The organism is Burkholderia sp. JKS000303 (assembly GCF_002563755.1).
Classification (GTDB): domain Bacteria; phylum Pseudomonadota; class Gammaproteobacteria; order Burkholderiales; family Burkholderiaceae; genus Burkholderia; species Burkholderia anthina_B.
This window is the reverse complement of the sequence record NZ_PDBZ01000003.1, coordinates 547,648-567,342: the sequence shown is the minus strand read 5'-3', so window position 1 is coordinate 567,342 and position 19,695 is coordinate 547,648. Positions and strand designations below refer to the sequence as shown.

22 protein-coding genes are annotated in these 19,695 nt (G+C 67.4%); 4 read left to right on the top strand and 18 right to left on the bottom strand.

Going from position 1 to position 19,695, the window contains the following annotated elements; genetic code table 11:
• Nucleotides 1–85 precede the first annotated feature (85 nt).
• Nucleotides 86–1,036 carry a 2-hydroxy-1-naphthoic acid nonoxidative decarboxylase gene (hndA, locus tag BX604_RS30495; protein WP_098555123.1) on the top strand — a complete coding sequence of 317 codons (951 nt, stop codon included), beginning with the start codon at nucleotides 86–88 and terminating at the stop codon, nucleotides 1,034–1,036.
• 70 nt (nucleotides 1,037–1,106) lie between these two features.
• On the opposite strand, the gene BX604_RS30490 is transcribed toward hndA, so the two are convergent.
• The 17 genes from BX604_RS30490 to BX604_RS39935 form a co-directional block, all read right to left on the bottom strand.
• A complete protein-coding gene (locus BX604_RS30490; protein ID WP_098554539.1) occupies nucleotides 1,107–2,009 on the bottom strand; it encodes a SphA family protein in 903 nt (300 codons plus the stop codon).
• Nucleotides 2,010–2,078: 69 nt separating this feature from the next.
• Nucleotides 2,079–2,900, bottom strand: a complete 822-nt coding sequence (locus BX604_RS30485) for an alpha/beta fold hydrolase (protein ID WP_098554538.1) — start codon at nucleotides 2,898–2,900, stop codon at nucleotides 2,079–2,081.
• A gap of 37 nt (nucleotides 2,901–2,937) precedes the next feature.
• Entirely contained in the window at nucleotides 2,938–3,129 is a 192-nt protein-coding gene (locus BX604_RS30480) for a 2-hydroxymuconate tautomerase (protein ID WP_098554537.1), read from the bottom strand.
• A 19-nt stretch (nucleotides 3,130–3,148) separates the two neighbouring features.
• Entirely contained in the window at nucleotides 3,149–3,937 is a 789-nt protein-coding gene (gene dmpH / locus BX604_RS30475; protein WP_096500756.1) for a 2-oxo-3-hexenedioate decarboxylase, read from the bottom strand.
• Complete coding sequence (gene dmpG, locus BX604_RS30470; RefSeq protein ID WP_098554536.1) at nucleotides 3,934–4,980, bottom strand: 4-hydroxy-2-oxovalerate aldolase; 1,047 nt, start codon at nucleotides 4,978–4,980, stop codon at nucleotides 3,934–3,936. The genes dmpH and dmpG overlap by 4 nt, the downstream gene beginning before the upstream one ends.
• A gap of 44 nt (nucleotides 4,981–5,024) precedes the next feature.
• The gene (locus BX604_RS30465) at nucleotides 5,025–5,948 is read right to left on the bottom strand and encodes an acetaldehyde dehydrogenase (acetylating) (protein ID WP_098554535.1); all 924 of its coding nucleotides are present in this window, start codon (nucleotides 5,946–5,948) and stop codon (nucleotides 5,025–5,027) included.
• Between the two features lie 41 nt (nucleotides 5,949–5,989).
• Nucleotides 5,990–6,772: a 2-oxopent-4-enoate hydratase gene (gene dmpE / locus BX604_RS30460; RefSeq protein ID WP_098554534.1), complete on the bottom strand. Its 783-nt coding sequence runs from the start codon at nucleotides 6,770–6,772 to the stop codon at nucleotides 5,990–5,992.
• A 27-nt stretch (nucleotides 6,773–6,799) separates the two neighbouring features.
• Complete coding sequence (locus BX604_RS30455; RefSeq protein WP_098555120.1) at nucleotides 6,800–8,311, bottom strand: 2-hydroxymuconic semialdehyde dehydrogenase; 1,512 nt, start codon at nucleotides 8,309–8,311, stop codon at nucleotides 6,800–6,802.
• 73 nt (nucleotides 8,312–8,384) lie between these two features.
• Nucleotides 8,385–8,834, bottom strand: coding sequence for a GlcG/HbpS family heme-binding protein (locus BX604_RS30450; RefSeq protein ID WP_098554533.1), 450 nt, complete (start codon nucleotides 8,832–8,834; stop codon nucleotides 8,385–8,387).
• A gap of 21 nt (nucleotides 8,835–8,855) precedes the next feature.
• Nucleotides 8,856–9,800 carry a catechol 2,3-dioxygenase gene (locus BX604_RS30445; RefSeq protein WP_098554532.1) on the bottom strand — a complete coding sequence of 315 codons (945 nt, stop codon included), beginning with the start codon at nucleotides 9,798–9,800 and terminating at the stop codon, nucleotides 8,856–8,858.
• Between the two features lie 17 nt (nucleotides 9,801–9,817).
• Entirely contained in the window at nucleotides 9,818–10,174 is a 357-nt protein-coding gene (locus tag BX604_RS30440) for a 2Fe-2S iron-sulfur cluster-binding protein (RefSeq protein ID WP_098554531.1), read from the bottom strand.
• A 1-nt stretch (nucleotide 10,175) separates the two neighbouring features.
• Nucleotides 10,176–11,240, bottom strand: coding sequence for an NADH:ubiquinone reductase (Na(+)-transporting) subunit F (locus tag BX604_RS30435; protein WP_098554530.1), 1,065 nt, complete (start codon nucleotides 11,238–11,240; stop codon nucleotides 10,176–10,178).
• Nucleotides 11,241–11,265: 25 nt separating this feature from the next.
• Nucleotides 11,266–11,622, bottom strand: coding sequence for a phenol hydroxylase subunit P4 (locus tag BX604_RS30430; RefSeq protein ID WP_098554529.1), 357 nt, complete (start codon nucleotides 11,620–11,622; stop codon nucleotides 11,266–11,268).
• A gap of 75 nt (nucleotides 11,623–11,697) precedes the next feature.
• On the bottom strand, nucleotides 11,698–13,248 hold the full coding sequence (locus tag BX604_RS30425; protein WP_098554528.1) for an aromatic/alkene/methane monooxygenase hydroxylase/oxygenase subunit alpha: 1,551 nt from the start codon (nucleotides 13,246–13,248) through the stop codon (nucleotides 11,698–11,700).
• A gap of 38 nt (nucleotides 13,249–13,286) precedes the next feature.
• Complete coding sequence (locus tag BX604_RS30420) at nucleotides 13,287–13,556, bottom strand: MmoB/DmpM family protein (protein WP_098554527.1); 270 nt, start codon at nucleotides 13,554–13,556, stop codon at nucleotides 13,287–13,289.
• Between the two features lie 36 nt (nucleotides 13,557–13,592).
• Complete coding sequence (locus BX604_RS30415) at nucleotides 13,593–14,588, bottom strand: phenol hydroxylase (protein ID WP_098554526.1); 996 nt, start codon at nucleotides 14,586–14,588, stop codon at nucleotides 13,593–13,595.
• 16 nt (nucleotides 14,589–14,604) lie between these two features.
• Nucleotides 14,605–14,991, bottom strand: a complete 387-nt coding sequence (locus BX604_RS39935) for a phenol hydroxylase subunit (protein WP_306668248.1) — start codon at nucleotides 14,989–14,991, stop codon at nucleotides 14,605–14,607.
• A 130-nt stretch (nucleotides 14,992–15,121) separates the two neighbouring features.
• Between BX604_RS39935 and BX604_RS30405 the strand changes: the two genes are divergently transcribed.
• Together BX604_RS30405 and BX604_RS30400 are read left to right on the top strand one after the other, a co-directional pair.
• Complete coding sequence (locus tag BX604_RS30405; RefSeq protein ID WP_098554524.1) at nucleotides 15,122–16,810, top strand: sigma-54-dependent Fis family transcriptional regulator; 1,689 nt, start codon at nucleotides 15,122–15,124, stop codon at nucleotides 16,808–16,810.
• Between the two features lies 1 nt (nucleotide 16,811).
• A complete protein-coding gene (locus BX604_RS30400; protein WP_098554523.1) occupies nucleotides 16,812–17,552 on the top strand; it encodes a GntR family transcriptional regulator in 741 nt (246 codons plus the stop codon).
• A gap of 13 nt (nucleotides 17,553–17,565) precedes the next feature.
• On the opposite strand, the gene BX604_RS30395 is transcribed toward BX604_RS30400, so the two are convergent.
• On the bottom strand, nucleotides 17,566–18,381 hold the full coding sequence (locus BX604_RS30395) for a phosphate/phosphite/phosphonate ABC transporter substrate-binding protein (protein ID WP_098554522.1): 816 nt from the start codon (nucleotides 18,379–18,381) through the stop codon (nucleotides 17,566–17,568).
• Nucleotides 18,382–18,651: 270 nt separating this feature from the next.
• On the opposite strand from BX604_RS30395, the gene BX604_RS30390 reads away from it, so the two are divergent.
• Nucleotides 18,652–19,677, top strand: a complete 1,026-nt coding sequence (locus tag BX604_RS30390; RefSeq protein WP_098554521.1) for a fatty acid desaturase — start codon at nucleotides 18,652–18,654, stop codon at nucleotides 19,675–19,677.
• Nucleotides 19,678–19,695: the final 18 nt, after the last annotated feature.

Genomic DNA, 19,695 nt, shown 5'->3' with positions numbered 1-19,695 from the left:
TTTAATCTATTGGAACGAAAAATCAACCGCGCGCATCCTGATGAACATCCGCTGCGCCGCAGCGAACGTTCAAGGGAAGCCGATCATGACAGACCGCAACCGCATCGATGTTCACCAGCATGTCGTCCCGCCGTTCTGGGCCGACGCCCTGCCCGCCCACGGCGGCGACCCGTCCGGCTGGAGCAGCCCCGCGTGGCGCCCGGAAGCCGCGCTCGCGTTCATGGATTCGCTGGAGATCCAGACCGGCGTGCTGTCGCTGACGGCACCGGGCGTCCAGGGCTGGCACGGCCAGGCCAAGCGCGACATGGCCCGTCAGGTCAACGAATACGTGGCCGGCCTCGTCGCGAAATGGCCGACCCGCTTCGGCAACTTCGCGACGCTGCCGCTGCCCGACGTCGACGGCACGCTCGCCGAAATCGACCACGCATTCGACACGCTGAAAGCCGACGGCGTCGTGCTGCTCAGCAACTACGGCGGCACGTATCTCGGCGATGCGGCGTTCGACGCCGTGTGGGCCGCGCTCGATCGCCGTCACGCGGTGGTGTTCATTCATCCGGCCAAGCCCGCGATCGACGTGCTGCCCGGCATGCCCGGCCCGCTGCTCGACTACCCGTTCGATACGACGCGCACCGCGCTGCAGCTCGTGCTCAACGGCGTGATCGCGCGCTACCCGAACGTGCGCATCATCCTGTCGCATGCCGGCGGCTTCCTGCCGTACACCGCGTACCGCTTCGCCGAACTCGCACCGGGCGTGCGCAACGACGTGCCGGATCGCGACGGGCTGCTCGACCTGCTGCGCACGTTCTACTTCGACACCGCGCTGTCGTCGCCGTCCGCGCTGCCGAGCCTCACGGCATTCGCCCGCCCCGAGCGCGTGCTGTACGGCAGCGACTTCCCGTACGCGCCGCCGTCGGTCAGCACGTCGTTCACCGCGGCGCAGGATGCCCATGCCGCGCTGGGCCCGGACCAGCACGCCGCGATCAACCATGCGAACGCGCTGCCGCTGTTCCCGCGCCTCGCCTCGATCGCGCGTTAACGCACGAGCCAGCGCAACCTGACGCCCCGCGACGGCGGCGTCCCACACCATACCGGCTTGCGCCGGCGCGTCAGAACGGAATGACGGCCTTCGCCCACACGGCCTCGCCGGCCGGCCGGTTGCGCACGAAAAACTCCTTCACGACACGTGCTTCCAGGCTGACCTTGCTGAACTGGTAACGGAACCCGGGGCCGATCGCGAACGCCTGTCCGCGAAAGCCGTCGCCGCCGACCGCCTGCCCGTTCTGCATGTCGTCGGTCGTCTGCTCGATGAAGTAGCCCGACAGGCCGACCCGCGCCTTCGGCGTGACCGCATAGCTCGCCGAGTAGTCGACGTGGAACAGGTTGCCCGAGTGGTAGTGCGTGTCGTTGTTCGGCGAGTTGAAGCTGTACGTGATCTTCGCGGACACCTCGACCTTGTCGTTCGGCAACCACGACACGCCGAACACCGGCCGCGCGGTGTAGTAGTTCTTGCCGGTGTTCAGCGCCGCATGCATGTCGTACTGGCCGGTCGGGAACACGAACTCGATCGCCGCGACGGTGCGCAGCGCGCCCGAACCCCATGCGATCAGCGCGGGGCTGACGATCAGGTCGCCGAGATTGGTGCGGTCGAACGACGCGCCGCCCGCATCCAGCGCCAGATGCTCCATCGGCAACACCGCATACGCGCCGTAACGCCCGCCGAGCACCGACAGGTTCGACATCCAGACGACGCGCGGAATCAGCACGTCGGCATCGAGCTTGAAGCCCGGCACCGAGCTGTTGCCGTGGGAATCGTTGAAGTGCGATGCATGGTAATGGGTGTAATACAGCAATCCGTAGAGCCCGGCCGGCGGCAACGCGCCGGCGAAAAACGCCTCCGCGCCCTCGCCGATCGTATCGCCGCCCCCCTCCGTCGCCCGCGCTCCCGTGCTCAGCGCCATGCCCGCGCACGCGGCGAGCGAGACCAGTCCGAATGCAGCCTTCCGTTTCATCTATGTCTCCAATATTCGTTCTACTGAATTGATTTTTTTGTGTCCGCCCTGATCGCCCCGCCGTTCCGCCTATTCGTTGAAGTGCTCGATCACGAGACGGTTGAAGCGCGCGGCGTGCTCGATCTGCGTCCAGTGTCCGCAGCGGCCGAACACATGCAGCTGCGCGTTCGGCAACAGCTCCAGCAGTCTCATCGAACTGTCGAGCGGAATCACGCGATCCTCGCGGCCGTGGACGATCAGCGTGTCGTGCGGCAACGCGCGCAGCTTCGCCTCGTCGCTCGCGAGCGCATCGACCCAGCGCTGACGCGGCGCCGGGAACATGTTCGCGAACGCTTCCTGGTAGCCGGGCCGCACGCTCGCGTCGTAGCGCAGCTTCGCCAGCTCGTCGTTCACGAGCGTGCGATCGAACGCGAAGATGTCGAGCAGGCCGCGCATGTTCGCGATCGACGGCGTATAGCCCCAGACGGCGTCGAGCCCTTCGGTCAGCGTGAAGCGCGTGCCCGCCGCGCCCATCAGCACGAGCCGGCCAACCCGCTCGGGTGCGCGGATCGCCAGCGCGAGCGCCAGTGCGCCGCCGAACGAATTGCCGACCACGTGCGCACGCTCGACGCCGAGCGCATCGAGCAGGCCGAGTGCGTGGTCGACCCAGTTGTCCATCGAATAGGTGTACCCGCTCGGCCGTTCCGTTTCGCCGAACCCGGCCATGTCGGGCGCGATCACACGGAACTGCCCGGCGAGCGCGGGCATCGTGAGCCGCCAGTTCGCATAGGCCGTGACGCCCGGCCCGGAGCCGTGGATCAGCAGCACGGGCGGCCCGTCGCCGACGTCGTGATAGTTGGTATCGAGGCCGCCCGCGACGATCCGGCGGCCGATTTCAGGGTTGCTTGACATGACGCTCCTCCAGTCGATTTACGTGGCGCACGCCGTGTCAGCGTCCGCGCTTTTTCGCACTCTGCCCGCCGATCCCGAAATGCCCTTTCGGCATCTCGGTGATGATCACGCGCACCGATTCGATCGGTGCATCGAGCGAGCGGTGAATGGCTTCGGTGACTTCGGCGATCAGGCGTTCCTTCTTGTCGTCGTCGCGGCCTTCGAGGATGTACAGATGCGCTACCGGCACGATGGCCTCCTTGTTTCGTTCAGATGAAGCGCAGGCCGACCGACCCGATGTCCTGCACGCGCAGCGTCACGTTGTCGCCGGCCGCAACCGCCACCGCCTCCGTGATGCCGCCGGACAGGATCAGGCTGCCCGCGGGAATGGATTCGCCGCGCGCGCCGAGGTGGTTCGCGAGCATCGCGATCGCGGCGGCCGGATGCCCGAGCACCGCCGCGCCGGCGCCGAACGCCACCGGCTGCCCGTTCTTCTCGAGCACGATGCCGAGCGTGCGCAAGTCGACGCCGTCCACCGCCAGCGGGCGGCCGCCCGCGACGAAGCGCGCGGCCGACGTGTTGTCGGCCACCACACTCTTCAGGTCGAACTTGAAATCGCGGTAGCGGCTGTCGATCACCTCGATCCCGGCGACGACGAAGTCGGTCGCGGCGAGCACCGCACCGACATGACAGCCCGGCCCCTTCAGCTCGGCCTTCGTCACGAACGCGATCTCCGGCTCCACCTTCGGATGAATCAGCGCGGACGTGTCGCATTCACCACCGTCGGGCAAGTCGTAGACGTCGGTCAGGAAGCCGAAGACGGGCGTGTCGACGCCCATCTGCCGCATCTTCGCGTGCGAGGTCAGGCCGGCCTTGTAGCCGACGATGCGTGCGCCGCGCGCGAGCTGTCGGCGGCGGATCGCATCCTGCACCGCGTAGGCGTCGTCCCAGTCCATCTCCGGATGACGGTCGGTGATCTTCGGCGTATCGCGCGCTTCGCGCATGCAGTCGTCGAGATGTGCGGCCAGCGACTCGATCGTGTCAATCGACAGGTTCATGCCGCCTCCCGCTTCGCTTGCGCGGCGCGCGCCTTCGCGAGCGTCAGCGCGGTGTCCTCGATCATGTCCTCCTGCCCGCCGACCATCCCGCGCCGGCCCAGCTCGACGAGAATGTCGCGCGCCGGAATCCCGTACTTCTCGCCGGCCCGCTTCGCGAACAGCAGGAACGACCCGTAGACGCCGGCATAGCCGAGCGTCAGCGCGTCGCGGTCGATGCGGATCGGGAAGTCCATCATCGGCACGACGAGATCCTCCGCGACGTCCTGGATCTTCCACACGTCGATGCCGGTCTCGATGCCCATCCGCTCGCACACGGCGACGAACACTTCGAGCGGCGTGTTGCCCGCGCCGGCGCCGAGCCCGGCCGCCGCGCCGTCGATCCGGTTCGCGCCGGCCTCGATCGCGGCGATCGAGTTCGCGACGCCCATCGCGAGGTTGTGGTGGCCGTGAAAGCCCAGTTCCGTTTCGGGCTGCAGCGCGTCGCGCACCGCGCCGAGGCGCGCCTTCACGTCGTCGGGCAGCATGTAGCCGGCCGAATCGGTGATGTAGATGCAGTTCGCGCCGTACGACTCCATCAGCTTCGCCTGCTTCACCAGTCCTTCCGGGCTGTTCATGTGGCTCATCATCAGGAAGCCGACGGTGTCCATGTCGAGCTGGCGCGCCATCGCGATGTGCTGCTCGGACACGTCGGCCTCGGTGCAGTGCGTCGCGACGCGGATCGTATGCACGCCGAGCGCATGCGCTTCCTTCAGGTGATCGACGGTGCCGATGCCGGGCAGCAGCAGCGCGGATACCTTCGCGCGCTTGAGCAGCGGGATCACCGCACCGAGATATTCGGCGTCGGTGTGGGCGGGAAAGCCGTAGTTGACCGACGAGCCGCCGAGGCCGTCGCCGTGCGTGACCTCGATCAGCGGCACGCCGGCCGCGTCGAGCCCGGTCGCAATCGAGCGCATCTGGTCGAGCGTCATCTGGTGACGCTTCGGGTGCATGCCGTCACGCAGCGTCATGTCGTGGACGGTGATGCGTTTGCCTTTGAGATTCATAGCCGTTCCTTTTCGTGCGGTCGTGGAGTTCGCGTCGGCGGGCATCAGGCCGCTGCCGGCGCGGCCGATGCCAGCGTCAGGCGGCCGGCCAGCAGTTCCTCGGCGAACATTTCGGCGGTGCGCGCGGCGGCGGCCGTCATGATGTCGAGGTTGCCCGCGTATTTCGGCAGGTAGTCGCCGAGGCCTTCGACCTCGAGATAGACGGACACGCGGTTGCCGTCGAACACCGGCCCGTTGACGAGCCGGTAACCCGGCACGTAACGCTGCACGTCGGCGATCATCGCGTGCACCGATTCGACGATGCGCGCTTCGTCGGGTGCGCCTTCCGTCAGGCAATGCACGGTGTCGCGCATGATCAGCGGCGGGTCGGCCGGGTTGATCACGATGATGGCCTTGCCCTCCTTCGCACCGCCGACCTGCGCGACGGCCGCCGCGGTCGTGCGCGTGAATTCGTCGATGTTCTTGCGGGTGCCGGGGCCGACCGAGCGCGACGACACGGTCGCGACGATCTCGCCGTACGCAACCGGCTGCACGCGCGAGATCGCGCGCACCATCGGAATCGTCGCCTGGCCGCCGCACGTGACCATGTTGACGTTCATCTCGCCGGAGCCGATGTGGTCCTTCAGGTTGACGGGCGGCACGCAGTACGGGCCGATCGCGGCCGGCGTCAGGTCGATCATCAGCACGCCAAGCGCGTTCAGCTTGCGGCTGTTCTCCGCGTGGACGTATGCGCTGGTCGCGTCGAACGCGATCTGCACGCCGTCGGCCTGCACGTGCGGCAGCAGGCCGTCGACGCCGTCCGCGGTGATCTTCAGGCCGAGTTCGCGCGCACGCTTCAGGCCGTCCGAATCGGGATCGATGCCGACCATCCACACGGGTTCGAGCACGGGGCTGCGCATCAGTTTGGCGAGCAGGTCGGTGCCGATGTTGCCGGGGCCGATCAGCGCGCAACGGATCTTTCGGGTCATGGGGAATGCCTCGTTTGACTGAAATGGGGAATGTGCGACGCTCACGCGAACCGCACCGAACACGCGCCGATCCCGCCGATCGACACGCGGAAGTTGTCGCCGGGTCCGACCGGCGCCATTGCAGCGAGCGCGCCGGACAGGATCACTTCGCCAGCCTTCAGCGGAATGCCGAGGCGGCCGAGCGTATTGGCGAGCCACGCGACGGCATTCACCGGCGAGCCGAGCGCGGCCGCGCCGGCACCGGTGCCGATCACGTCGCCGTTCTTCTCGAGCACCATCCCGCAGGTCGACAGATCGACGTTGCGCGTGCTCACCGCGCGGTCGCCGAGCACGAACACGCCGCACGACGCGTTGTCGGCCACCGTGTCGCCAATGCGGATCTTCCAGTCGCGAATGCGCGAATCGACGATCTCGAAGCACGGCATCACGCATTCGGTCGCGGCCAGCACCATCGCGTTCGTCACGCCCGGGCCGAGCAGGTCGCGCTTCAGCACGAACGCGATCTCGCCTTCGGCCTTCGGCTGGATCAGCGTGTCAAGCGCGATGCACTCGCCTTCGCCATACACCATGCCCGACAGCAGGTAGCCGAAGTCGGGCTGGTACACGCCGAGCATGTCCATCACCGCCTTCGACGTGACGCCGATCTTCTTGCCGACGACGGTCTCGCCGGCATCGAGGCGGCGCTGCACGAAGCGCTGCTGGATCCGGTACGCATCGTCGACCGACAGGTCTTCGTGCTGCGACGTCAGCGGCGCGACGGGCGTGCGCGATGTCATCGCGTCGTACAGCCGGTCGCCCAGGGTGGTAATCAACGTGGAGTCCATAGGAGTTTTCCGGTCGGTGACGGGGAGTCAGAGCTTCACGCAGACGTTGCGCAGCTCCGTGTAGAACTCGAGCGAATGCACGCCGCCTTCGCGGCCGATGCCCGATTGCTTCGCGCCGCCGAATGCGGTCCGCAGGTCGCGCAGGAACCACGAATTGACCCACGCGATGCCGACGTCGATCGACGCCGCGACGCGATGCGCGCGCGACAGGTTGCTGGTCCAGATCGCGGTCGACAGCCCGTACGCATTCGCATTCGCGCGGCCAATCGCTTCGGCTTCGGAATCGAACGGCATCACGAGCGTGCACGGCCCGAAGATCTCGTCGTGCGCGATCGGCGAATCGTCGCCGAGGCCGGTCCAGATCGTCGGCTGCACCCACGCGCCGTCGCGCAGGTCGTCCGGCATGTCGGGCACGCCGCCGCCCGTCACGACCGTCGCGCCGAGCTCGACGGCCTGGCGGTAATACGACAGCACCTTGTCGCGATGTTCCTGGCTGATCAGCGGGCCGAGGCCGGTCGACTCCGCTTCCGGGCGGCCGGGCCGCAACCGCTCGGCGCCGGCCTTCAGCGCGGCGACGAAGCGCTCGAACAGCGGACGCTCGACATACACGCGCTCGGTGCCGAGACAGACCTGCCCCGTATTCGCGAAGCACGAGCGCAGCGTGCCTTCGACGGCGGCATCGAAATCGCAGTCGGCGAACACGATCGCCGCGTTCTTGCCGCCCATCTCGAGACTGACGGGCCGCGCGCCGTCGGCCGCGGCCTTCATGATGGCCGCGCCGGTGCGCGTCTCGCCGGTGAACGTGATCGCGTTCACGCCGGGGTGGGTGGTCAGGAATTCGCCGGCCGAGCCCGGCCCGAAGCCGTGCACGACGTTGTAGACGCCGCGCGGCACGCCCGCCGCGTTCATCACTTCGCCGAGCAGCGCGGCCGTTTGCGGCGTCTCCTCGGACGGCTTCACGACCACCGTGTTGCCGCATGCGAGCGCCGGCCCGACCTTCCACGTCATCAGCAGCAGCGGCAGGTTCCACGGACAGATCACGCCGACCACGCCGACCGGCCGACGGATCGCGTAGTTGAGCGCGCCGGCGCCGTCCGGCGTCGCCATCTCGAACGTTTCGCCGGGCACGTTCTTCACGACGTCGGCGAACACCTTGAAGTTCGCGGCGCCGCGCGGGATGTCGATATGGCTCGCGAGGCTCGTCGGCTTGCCGGTGTCGGCCACTTCCGCTTCGAGAAAATCGTCGAAGCGGCGCGTGATGCCGTCGGCCACCGCATACAGGATCTCGACGCGCTGCGCGACGCTCAGGCCGCCCCACGGCCCGGCCAGCGCCGCGCGCGCCGCCTGTACCGCGGCGTCGACGTCGGCGCGGCTCGCTTCGGCCACGCGTGCGATCACTGCATTGTCGAGCGGCGAGCGCTTGTCGAACCAGCGTTCGCCCGCGCGATAGTCGCCGTCGATGAAGTTGCGGACGAGCCGCGGTTCCGGCTGCCCGCCGGCGGGGCCGCGTGTCGCGGCGAGAGTTTCCGTGTCGTACATGATGTGTCTGCCGATGGTCGTGAATCCGTGATCCGATGGGTTCGTGAAGCGTTCGCGTTTCGTGCGCCGCGCGTCACGGGCCGCCGAAGCCCGCTGCGTCGAGCCCTGCATGCGCGCATTGCTCGTCCTGCGCCTCGCTGCCGCCCGATACGCCGATGCCGCCGATCAACGCGCCGTCGTCGACGATCGGCAGCCCGCCGCCGAACGCAACGAAGCGCGCGCGCAGCACGAGGCCCTGCCGCACCGCGTCCGAGTGCGTCGCCAGCGCGTCGTGCCACGCGCCGGTCGGCAAGCCGAAGCTCGCGGCCGTGTACGCCTTGTCGATCGCGATGTCGATCGAATGCAGCGGCGCGCCGGGCATTCGCACGAATGCCGCGAGCAGGCCGGCCGCATCGACGACCGCGACGTTCACGCGCACGCCGAGCCGCTCGGCTGCCTCGGCCGCCGCCTGCGCCGCGCGCGCCGCGGCGAGCCAGTCGATCGTGCGCATGTCGACGCTCCGGTTCGTATCGTTCTGATGCATGACGCGGTGCTCCTTGCGAGATCAGGTGTAGACGGTCGTGAACGCTTCGTTCAGCTCGCCGGAGTGGAAGAAGATCCCGCGCCCCAGCTCTTCCTCGGTCCACGTCGTGACCGGGCGATCGGGTTGCGCGAGGTAGCCGAGCCCCGCGAACGTCTCGTTGCGGTTGCCGCTCGGATCGAAGAAGTAGATGGTGGTGCCGCGCGTGATCCCGTGCCGCGTCGGCGCGACGTCGATCTTCACCTTGTTCTTCGCCATCACGTCGGCCGACTTCAGCACGTCGGCCCAGTCGTCGAGGAAGAACGCGATGTGATGCAGCCCGTTGCGCGGGCCGCCGACGAATGCGATGTCGTGCGGCGTCGTGCTGCGGAACATCCAGGTCGCGGCCTGGATCGTGTTGCCCGGGCCGACCATCACCTGCTCGGCCAGATGGAAGTCGAGGCACTCGGCCATGAAGCGCGTGTTCTCCTCGACGCGGTTCACGCCGGCCTCCGGGTTCAGTTCGCACATCAGCAGGCAGTGGTCGAGCCAGTGCACGGCCGAGCCTGGAATGTCATCAGGCCACGGATCGGGGTTCAGCGAGCCAACCGCGGTGCCCACCAGTTCCTTCTTCGCAAACAGCCGCAGCTCGTGGCCGCTCGGCAGCTGGAACCGCAGTTGACGGCCGACCGCCGGCAGCGCGCCTTCGGGCAGCATCTCGGTCGCGATCCCATACGCTTCGATGCGCTGCTGCAGCGCATCCAGGTCGGCGTCGTGCTCGACCTTGTAGGCGGCATGCTTGAGCCCCGCCTGATCGGACGGCGACAGGATCAGCGAATACTTGTCCCATTCGTCCCAGCATTTCAGGTAGACGTTGCCCGCCGCGTCGCGCATCGTTTCCTGCATGCCGAGCACGCGCACGTAATGACGCAGCGCCGCTTCCATGTCCATCACCTTCAGACTGACATGACCAATACGCATCACACCCATGGTGAGTCTCCTCCTGGTTACTTGTTGATGGCCGTCGTGCCGGCACACGCCGCGCCGCAGAAGAACGGCTTCTTCAGCCGGCCGGCCACTTCGAGTTCGACGTCGCCGTCCGGCACGACGCGGCACGCGAGCGCATAGCCGTCGTGCTCTTCTTCCGCGCTCACATGGGCGCGGCTGACCGGCCCGAGCTTGCGCACCGCACCGCGCAGCACGCGCACCTTGCACACGCCGCATCCGCCGTTCAGGCAGCCGACCGGAATGCCGCGCCGGCCGAGCTTCGCCATGCCGGCCAGCAGCGACTCGCCGGACACGCACGCATAGCGCTCGTCGGTCTGCGCGATCGTGACCGTCCCGCATACGCGGCCCGCGTCCATGTCACACCCGCCGGAACAGCGGGCTGCGCGTCTGTTGCGCGTCGGCCGCCGAAATGAACTTCTCGTGATAGATGTCGCGCTCGAACAGGCGCCCCTGCATCAGCGTCGTGATGCACGCGTCGATCATCGCGGGCGGCCCGCACAGGTACGCCTGGTGCCCGGAGAAGTCGCCGTCGAAATGCGCCTTCGCGACGTCGTGGACGAACCCTTGCGCGACGTCGCCGCCCGCGTCCGGCGCGCCTTCCGACAGCGCCGGCACGTACGTGAAGTTCGGATGGCGCTCGGCCAGCGCGCGGAATTCGTCGTGGTAGTAGAGCTCCTGCGCGTTGCGCTGACCGTAGACCAGCGTGATCGGCGCGGTGACGCCGCTTGCGAGCAGGTCCGCGATCATCGAGCGCGGGCTCGACAGCCCCGACCCGCCGGCCATGAAGATCATCGGCAGCGCGGCCGAGCGGCGCACGAAGAAGCGGCCGTACGGGCCCGACAGGCGCACGCGCTGGCCCGTCGCCAGTTGCTCGTGCAGGTAGCCCGTGCCGAGCCCGCCCGGCACCTGCCGCACGTTCAGCTCGATCTCCCCGGTGGCCTCGACGTCGGCCGGCGCGTTCGCGATCGAGAACGCGCGGCTCTGCCCGAGGCCGGGGATCTCGAGCTGCACGTACTGGCCCGCCTGGAAGTGGATCGGCTGCGACAGCTTCAGCCGGATCGACTTGATGGTCGGCGTGAGCTGTTCGATGCGCGTGACGTCGGCCGCGAAGTCCTTGACCGGGATGATTTCCGCATCCGGCTCCTCGTCGACGTCGGCCTCGATCACGGTGTCGGCCTGCAGCGTCGCGCAGCATGCGAGCGCCTTGCCTTCCTCGCGCTCGAAATCCATCAGCGCGAACGGGTTCGCGTCACCGAGATCGGTCTCGCCGTCCAGCACGGCGACCTTGCAGGTGCCGCACAGCCCGTGGCAGCACGCGTGCGGAATGTAGATGCCCTGGCGCAGCGCGGCATCGAGCATCGTCTGTCCTTCCTCGACCTCGATCGTGACGCCCAGCGGCTCGATGGTAAGTTGGTGGCTCATGATGGTTCGCTCGTCCGCGTGGCGGTCAGAAGCTCGCGCCACCGAGGCCGTCGAGGCCCGGCGTGCGGAAGCTGATCAGATCCTTGTGCCCGAGGCCGTTGTCGGCCAGGCTCTTCGCCGGGTCCGGCGCCCACGGTTCGCCCGAACGGAACCACTCGACGCGATCCCAGTCGATCTTCGCGAAGTCGGGGTGATAACCATAGACGGGCGGCAGCACGTTGCCGGCCAGCGCGCCGAACGGCATGTCGGGCGGCAGCGGCAGGCAGAACGGCGCCGGGAACATCAAATGGTTTTCCCAGCACACGTAAAGCAGCGGCGCCGGAAACTTCCCGACGGCATCCTTCACCGGGAAGTCGTAGGGTTTGAGCGCGATGACGGCCATGTTTGTCTCCTGTCGGCCCGCGTTCGCGCCTCGGCGCTGCGCGGGCCCTCGTCAAGATTGCTTGTCGGTTGCGGGTCAGTTGCTCGTGGTCTGGCCGCGCCAGGCCGCGAAGTTCTTCTGGTCTTCCGAACCGTCGAAATCGAGGTTGTCGCGGCCCATCGTCACCGCGTAGTAGTCGAGCACCGCGGCGAGCGGATCGAAGCCTTCCGCGCCTGGGTCCGCATCGGGCGGGAAGCAGTTGCCCTGGTAGATCTGGTGCACCGGCAGCCACGCCTGCACGTATTTCTGCGGCTCGTGATCGAAGATTTCCTTGCAGTGATCGCTGCAGAAATGGAACTTGTTGCCGAGGTAGTTCGATTCGCGCGCGCCGATCTTCGTCGGGTTGCCCGGCTCGGTGAACAGCATCGGGATCTGGCACGTCTGGCACAGCATCGGCAGCGTCTTCATGTAGAAGCGGTTGCCGGCCTTCGCCTGCTCGCCCCAGTGATCGAAGCGCGGGCGGTAGTAGCGATCGAACGAGTCGGGATACTTCGCCGACAGCCAGCCCATTTCTTCTTCGGTCGGCACCCAGGTGTGGAACGCCGATGCCGCGTTGAAGCCGTAGAACGTCGACCACGCCTGGTGGCTGATGTGATCCTTGCCCTCGCATGCGTCCTGCCAGCCCTTCGGCTCGCGAATGCCGTAGCGCGCGAGATCCTTGAACAGCGCGCCGCCGTTCTGCTCCGCGTACATCTCCCACGACTCGCGCCAGCTCATCACGCGCTTGGGCTGCATGTAGTCCATCATCATCGCGACCAGCGTCAGCAGCCGGTAGCCGCGCCAGAACCACTTGTCGATCCAGCGCTGCACGATCGGCACGTTGTCCGGATCCTGTTCGAGCAGGAACTTGATGCATTCGATGCCGAGCGTCATGTGGCGCGATTCGTCCGATTGCGCGGAGAAGCCGAACGTGACGGTCGACATGTCGCCGTTGTAGGCGGCGCCCGACATGAACGGCACGAACAGCAGGTTCGTCAGCACGTATTCGAACGAGAAGCTGACCGCGGTCAGGAACTCGAACGGCCCCGACGAATACGCATCCTCGAAGAACGACTTCGGCACCGACAGATACCAGACGCGATCGAACCAGTGGTTCGAGTGATGGAACCCGTTGAAGAACTTGTTGTAGGTCGACATCGCGTGCGTTTCGGTCTGGTAGTGCCGCAGCTCGTCGATCGACTGCATCTGGCACGCGATGCGCGCGCCCTCGCCCGTGAAGTGCCGGCCGACGTGCGCAAAGCCGCGGTGCGCGAGGTATTCGAGCGGCGTCACGCCCTGGATGAACAGCTTCAGCGCGTTGATGTAGCGGGCGTCGCTCACGCCGAGGAACGCGTTGTTCTGCGTGAACGCGTCGATCACCGCGTACAGCTTCTTTTCCTTCTCGCCCTGGTATTTCCAGTACGCATCCATCGTCAGGCGGAACGGGTCGACCCACTTGTCCCAGTCGTGGATCTTGATGCCCTCGTAACGGTCGTACGGGAAGACCTTGTCCATCGGCTGATAGGTCGTCTCCCAGCCGAGGCCGCGCGTCATGGCCGCGTAGCGGTCCTTCAGGCCGAGTTTTTTCTTGAGCGTTGGCGTGTCCATTCGTGTCTCCGGTGTTGTCGGTGCGCGTTGCGCGGCGTTCAGTGCGACCAGCTCAGCGTGAACTCGTCGTCGTCCTCGTCGATGTGGCCGGACAGCGTGATCAGGTTGACCTGAAGCTGCTGCAGGTCGAAGCGCGTGCCGGTCAGTTCCTCGATCGTTTCGCGGCGGATCGTCAGCCGGTCCGGCGCGTCGATCTTGACCATGCCGGGCGACTCGACCACCACCGCGCGCTGGTTGTCGGCGACGATCGCATCGACGATCGGTCTGGAGTCCTCATTGGCCTGAAAGGCGATGAATACGTTGGACATGCTGGCGTTCCTTGGGTTAAGGGAGGATTCCCGTCGTCAGAGTGCGATGCCGAGCTTGGCGACGCGTGCGTGGAACTGCTCGCGCACTTCGTCGAGCGCGGCCCGGCCGGCGTCCTGCAGCGCGCGGGCCGCGACCGGTGCCAGTGCCGCATCGGCGCGCGCCGACCAGTCGCGGGTCCAGCGGGCGAGCAGCGCGCGGTTGTCGTCGGATTCCGCGGCCATCGTCTTCACGACCGCGTCGATCCAGCGGTTCGACTCGGTGTGCCATTCGGGCATGAACGCGGTCAGCATCGCGACCGCCGAGCCGCCTTCGAGCGCGATCTGTTCGTCGATGAAGCGGTCGTAGATCAGCGGATACAGCAGGCCGTCGAGCGCGAGGTTCTGCGCGATGAACAGCTCGACCGGATCGGTCACGACCAGCGTGTCCTCGACGTAGCGGCGCAGCGGCTGCCACGCGGCGTCGTTCGTCCAGGTCGCCTTGGCCGCATCCAGCACGTCGGGCTCGGCCATCGCAAGCGCGAGACGCGTGAGGTACTGCGCGACGCCGAGGTTGTCCATCGCATGGAACATCGCGGGCGCCGTGAACACGGTGCCGTAGCCGAGCGCGCAGATCTGCGCGTTGTTCATGTTCGCGCCCCACGCGGCGTGACGCAGCGGCACCAGCACCTCGAGCGCCCGCGCGGCCACGTCGTCGCGCATCAGGCCGATCATCCGGCGCGATTCGACGAACTCGAAGTTCGACTCCATCGCGTCCTGCTGGCGCGCGCGCGCCGTCGCCCACGATGCGTAGTAGAACTGGCGCGGATCCTTCAGCGTGTACCAGTTCTCCATCCGGATCGCCGAACGCGACGGATCGAAGATCTCGTAGTCCGGATCCCAGGTCGGCCGGTAATGGAAGTTCGCCTGGGGCTGCGCGCCCATCATGCCTTCCTGGTAGCGCGTCGCCGTCTTGTCGCCGCCGATGTTCTGCGCGACATGCGCAAAGGTGTGCCGGAGCGGCTTGATGTCGACTGTCTTCAGCTCGATGGTCACTTCTTGCTCCTCAAGGTCATGGGTTCGCTTCGACGTCGAGCCGCGTCACCCGTTGTTCGCGGCAGAACGCATCGAAGGCGGCAGGAGACAACGTCAGCTCGACGAACAGTTCCGGCGCGCCGCCGATCGACAACTCGAATTCGACGAAGCCGCGGATGTTCGTGCCGGTCACGCGGACGCACTTGCGGCCGGGATCGAGCAGGGAAAGATCGGTGGGGTGCTGATTCATGATCGGGGTCGCCTCCATGCCGGACTTCAATGCAGCATCCGTGCCACGTTCGGCCAGGGCAGCAAAAAATCTCGATAATTCAGGGAAAGCCCTGACGCGAAGTTGAATTTCGCGACCCACAATAGCGGTTAACCAGAACGGTAAACGGGCGCTGGCGACCGCGCCAAACCTCATATCCGACGGCCCTCTTCATCATTTGAGCAACCCGCTCTGGTGCATTTGATGAAATGATCAAATGGATGGATCCGCCGCGGCGCCGGTCGCGAAAATTATTGAAATCACGAGAAATCTCGATGGAGGAGACATGACGCGGCCCAGCCTGCCCCCTTTGCCGCCGGACACCGACCTGCGCAAGCTGATCCATTTTTCGGCGAGCGACGGTCGCATCTGGCTGGCCGGACAGCGGATGGTGCTGCTGCATGCCGGCGCACTGGCGACGCTGCGCCAGGAACTGATGGAAAGCGTCGGGCCCGCGCAGACCCGGCGCTTCTTCACCCGGGTCGGCTTCGCCGCGGGCGAACGGGACGCGGCGCTCGCCCGCGAGATCCGCAGCGGCGCGTCGCTGTTCGACATGTTCCATGTCGGCCCCCAGCTGCACATGCTCGAAGGCGCGGTGCAGGTCACGCCGCTGCGCTTCGAGGCGGATCCCGCGACCGGCGCGTTCTACTGCGAATACCGCTGGGAACATTCATGGGAGGCCGACGTGCATCGCCGCACGTTCGGGCCGCAGCCCGAACCGGTGTGCTGGATGCTGATCGGGTATGCGACCGGCTACACCAGCGCCTTCATCGGCCGGACGATCCTGTTCAAGGAAACGTCCTGCGTAGGCATGCACGACCCGCACTGCACGATCGTCGGCAAGCCGGCCGACGAATGGCCCGACGCGGAAGAGATTTCGTCGTGGTTCAAGGCCGACTCGCTGATCAACACGATCCGCGACCTGCAGACCGAGGTCGAATCGCTGCGCCTGGAAATGACGCCCGACGACGGCCGGACCCGGCTCGTCGGGCGTTCCGACGCGTTTCGCGCCGCCTATGCGCTGCTGGAGACGGCCGCACCGACCAAGGTCGCCGTGCTGCTCACCGGAGAAACGGGCGTCGGCAAGGAGCGCTTCGCGCGCGCGCTGCACAGCCTCAGCCCGCGGGCGGCGAAGCCGTTCGTCGCGATCAACTGCGCGGCCATTCCGCATGCGCTGATCGAATCCGAGCTGTTCGGTGCGGAGAAAGGCGCGTTCACCGGCTCGCAAGCCGCGCGCGCCGGGCGCTTCGAGCGGGCGGACGGCGGCACGCTGTTTCTCGACGAGATCGGCGAGTTGCCGCTCGACGTGCAGGCGAAGCTGCTGCGCGTGCTCCAGGAGGGCGAAGTCGAACGGCTCGGCGCGACCGACGGCAGGAAGGTGGACGTGCGGGTCGTCGCAGCGACCAACCGCGATCTCGAACAGGCCGTGCGCGACGGCACCTTCCGCGCCGATCTCTATTACCGGATCAACGTGTACCCGGTGCTGATTCCGCCGCTGCGCGAACGGCAGGACGACATCGCGCCGCTCGCCGACGCGATGCTCGAACGCTTCGCGGCACTGCACGGCAAGCCCGCGCCGACGCTGACCGACTACGCATACGACGCGCTGCGCGGCTACCGCTGGCCCGGCAACGTGCGCGAGCTCGAGAACCTGATCGAGCGCGCGGTGATCCTGGCGCGCCCGAACCGTCCGGTCGACGCGAAGGACCTGTTCCCCGGCGTCGGCTCGCCCGGCGGCGCAACGGTCGACCGCGCCGGGCAGATCCGGCCGGCGACCGCGATGTCGATCGACTGCACGGCGATCCTCGACCAGTTGCAGGGCTGCGGCGGGCTCGACGGCCTCGAACGCGCACTGCTGCACGAAGCCGTCGACCGCGCGAACGGCAACCTGTCGGCCGCCGCGCGCCTGCTCGGCCTGACGCGCGCCCAGCTCAGCTATCGCCTCAACCGCAAACAGGATCAGGAGGACGCGTGACATGAACACCATCCTGCCCGCCCATCCGTTCGACGACGCGTCGCCCGCGCTCGAACCGGCTGCCGCCGACGATACCGAACCGCACGCCCGCACGCTCAGCGAGCACGCGTATCACCAGCTCCGGCAGCACATCATCGAAGGGCATTACCCGCCCGGCGCGAAGCTGCGCGTCGAACACTTGAAGGACGTATACGGCGTCGGGGCCGGCACGCTGCGCGAGGCGCTCACGCGGCTCGTCAGCGATGCGCTGGTCGTGGCCGAAGGGCAGCGCGGGTTTCGCGTCACGCCGATGTCGGTCGACGATCTGGAAGCGATCACGCGGCTGCGCATTCATATCGAGGTCGATGCGCTGCGCGACTCGGTACGGCGCGGCGACGACGCGTGGGCGCAGCGCGTGCGCCAGAGCTTCGACATGCTGTCGGCCTGGGAGCAGCCGGTGTCGATCGAGCACCGCGCCGCGTGGGAAGCGTGCAACCGGCGCTTTCACGAAGCGCTGATCTCGGCAGCCGCGACCCCGTGGACCTACCTGATCCTGCGCATGCTGTCGCAGCAGAGCGAACGCTACCGGCGCGTGTGCATCGGACTCGGCGATTCGAAGCGCGACGTGCATGCGGAACACACGTGCCTGTTCGAAGCCGCGATGCGCCGTGCCGATGCGCGCGCCGCCCTCGCGCTCGAAGACCATATCGGCACGACGCTCGCGGTGGTGCGCAATGCGCCGCCCGGTGCGTTGCCGTTTTAGGACGACGCCCCGCTCACGCCAGCGCGGGATAGCCGTGCGCGGCGGCGTCCTGCTCTAAGCGGGCGATCGCGTCGTACGCGTCGGGCGACAGCCGCTCGAACCCGGTCAGCCGCAACGCGCTCGCGCGCTGCGGATCGGCCGCGACGGCCTGATCGAGCGCCGCCTGCAACGCACGCACCCGCGTTCCGTCGAGCGCCTTCGATGCAATGAACGGCAGCCCCGGCGCGCTCGCCGTCGTGCCGATGACCCGGACGTCGTTCAACCGCTCGGGTAGCGCATCGCGCACATACGCGAACGTCACGCAGTCGATCGCCGCACAGTCGGCGTCGCCCGCGGCCAGTGCCTGAAGCACGCGCAGGTGCGAGCCGAAGGTCTGCACCGAACCGAAGAATCGCCCGTCATGCGCATGCGGCGCGACCGCATGCCGGAACGCGTTCATCCCGCTGTGCGAATCGCGGCCGTTCAATGCCGCGCGCAACCCGCGACAGCCGGCCAGCGTCGTCGCGCCGCCGTCATGCACCCGTGCCGACACGACCAGCACACTGCTGTAGTGCGCGCCGTCGCAACCCGGCGCATCGAAGGCCGGCGTCGCGATCAACTGCACGGCTTCGCGCAATCCGAGCATCCGGTACGGATAGCCGCACGTCTGCGACAGCAGCAGGTCGCCGCGCCGCCACAACGCGTGCAGATCGCCGAACGGCTCGTCGGGCAGCGCGACGCTGGCAGGGTCGCCGGTATGCGCGAGTGCGTCGCGCAACAACGCGCGCCACAGTGCGGCGTGGCGCAGCGTCACGTTGTACATCGGCAATGCGGCGATCCATTGGCTCATGCGGGCATTCTACGCATCGTCAGGCCTCCGGCGTAAACCGGTTCGCATACCGTAATGGACACCGAACCCGGCATGCCGGGCGCCAATGCTTATCGGCGCGGGAGCGATAAGCAAATCCGAATCCATTGGTTTGGCTCACGATGCCGGCCGGATATCGTTCGAATACGCGTCGCGCCGTGAGCCGGCAGGCAAATCCGGCGAGCGCGCCCGATCCGGCCCCTGCTCGACCCTCCGCGTCCCGCATCGCCCCCGTTCCGTCCCCGTCAGCACATGGCCGAATACTTCGACGTCGACCACGCGCGCGCCATTGCCGCGCTGGACGCCCGCTTCACTGCCCGCACCGAGTGGCCGACCTGGCTGCTCGTCGTCGCGATCTACGGCGGCTGGCTTGCCGTGCTGCTGCTCGTGCGCGCGGAGCGCCTGTCGCTCGCGGCCGCGACGCCGCCGCTGATCCTGCTCGGCGCGTGGCATATGTCGCTGCAGCACGAGCTGCTGCATGGCCATCCGACGCGCTCCAGGTTCGTGAACCGGTTGCTCGGCTACCCGCCGCTGACGGTCTGGTATCCGTACACGCTGTATCGCGACACGCACCTCGACCATCACCGCGACGAAGACCTGACCGTGCCGGGCGTCGATCCGGAAACCAACTACGTCTCGCACGACCGGTGGGTGCAGCTGCCGGGCTGGCGTCGCGCCCTCACGGTTGCGCGTACGACCTTCATCGGGCGGCTGGTATTCGGACCACCGACGAGCGTCGCGGCGGTGTGCGTCGACGCGTTCGACGCGTTTCGGCGCGGCGACTTCCACTATCTGCCGATGTGGCTGACGCACGCGGCGTGCGTGGCCGCACTGCTCGCATGGCTGCAGTGGTCGATCGGCGTGCCGTGGTGGTACTACCTGCTGGCGGTCACGTGGCCCGCGCTGTCGCTCGCGATGATCCGCTCGCTGTTCGAGCATCGCGCCGCGCCGCATCCGAAGGCACGCATCGCGATCAACGAAGCCGGCTTCGCGATGCGACTGCTGTACCTGAACAACAACTATCACCTCGTCCATCACGACCTGCCGAAGCTGCCGTGGTACGACCTGCCGCGCGCCTACCGGATGCGGCGCACGGCATATGCGGAAAAAAACGGCGGCTTCGTGATTCGCGGCGGCTATCGCACGCTGCTGACACGCCATGCATGGACGCCAACCGACACACCCGTGCACCCGTTCGATCGCGGCACGGCGTCGCTATCGGCCGGAAGCAGCGCGAAAGTAGCGGCCGTCGACGGCTATCCCCGGATCAGTACGTGACGGCTCGCCGGGCCTGCA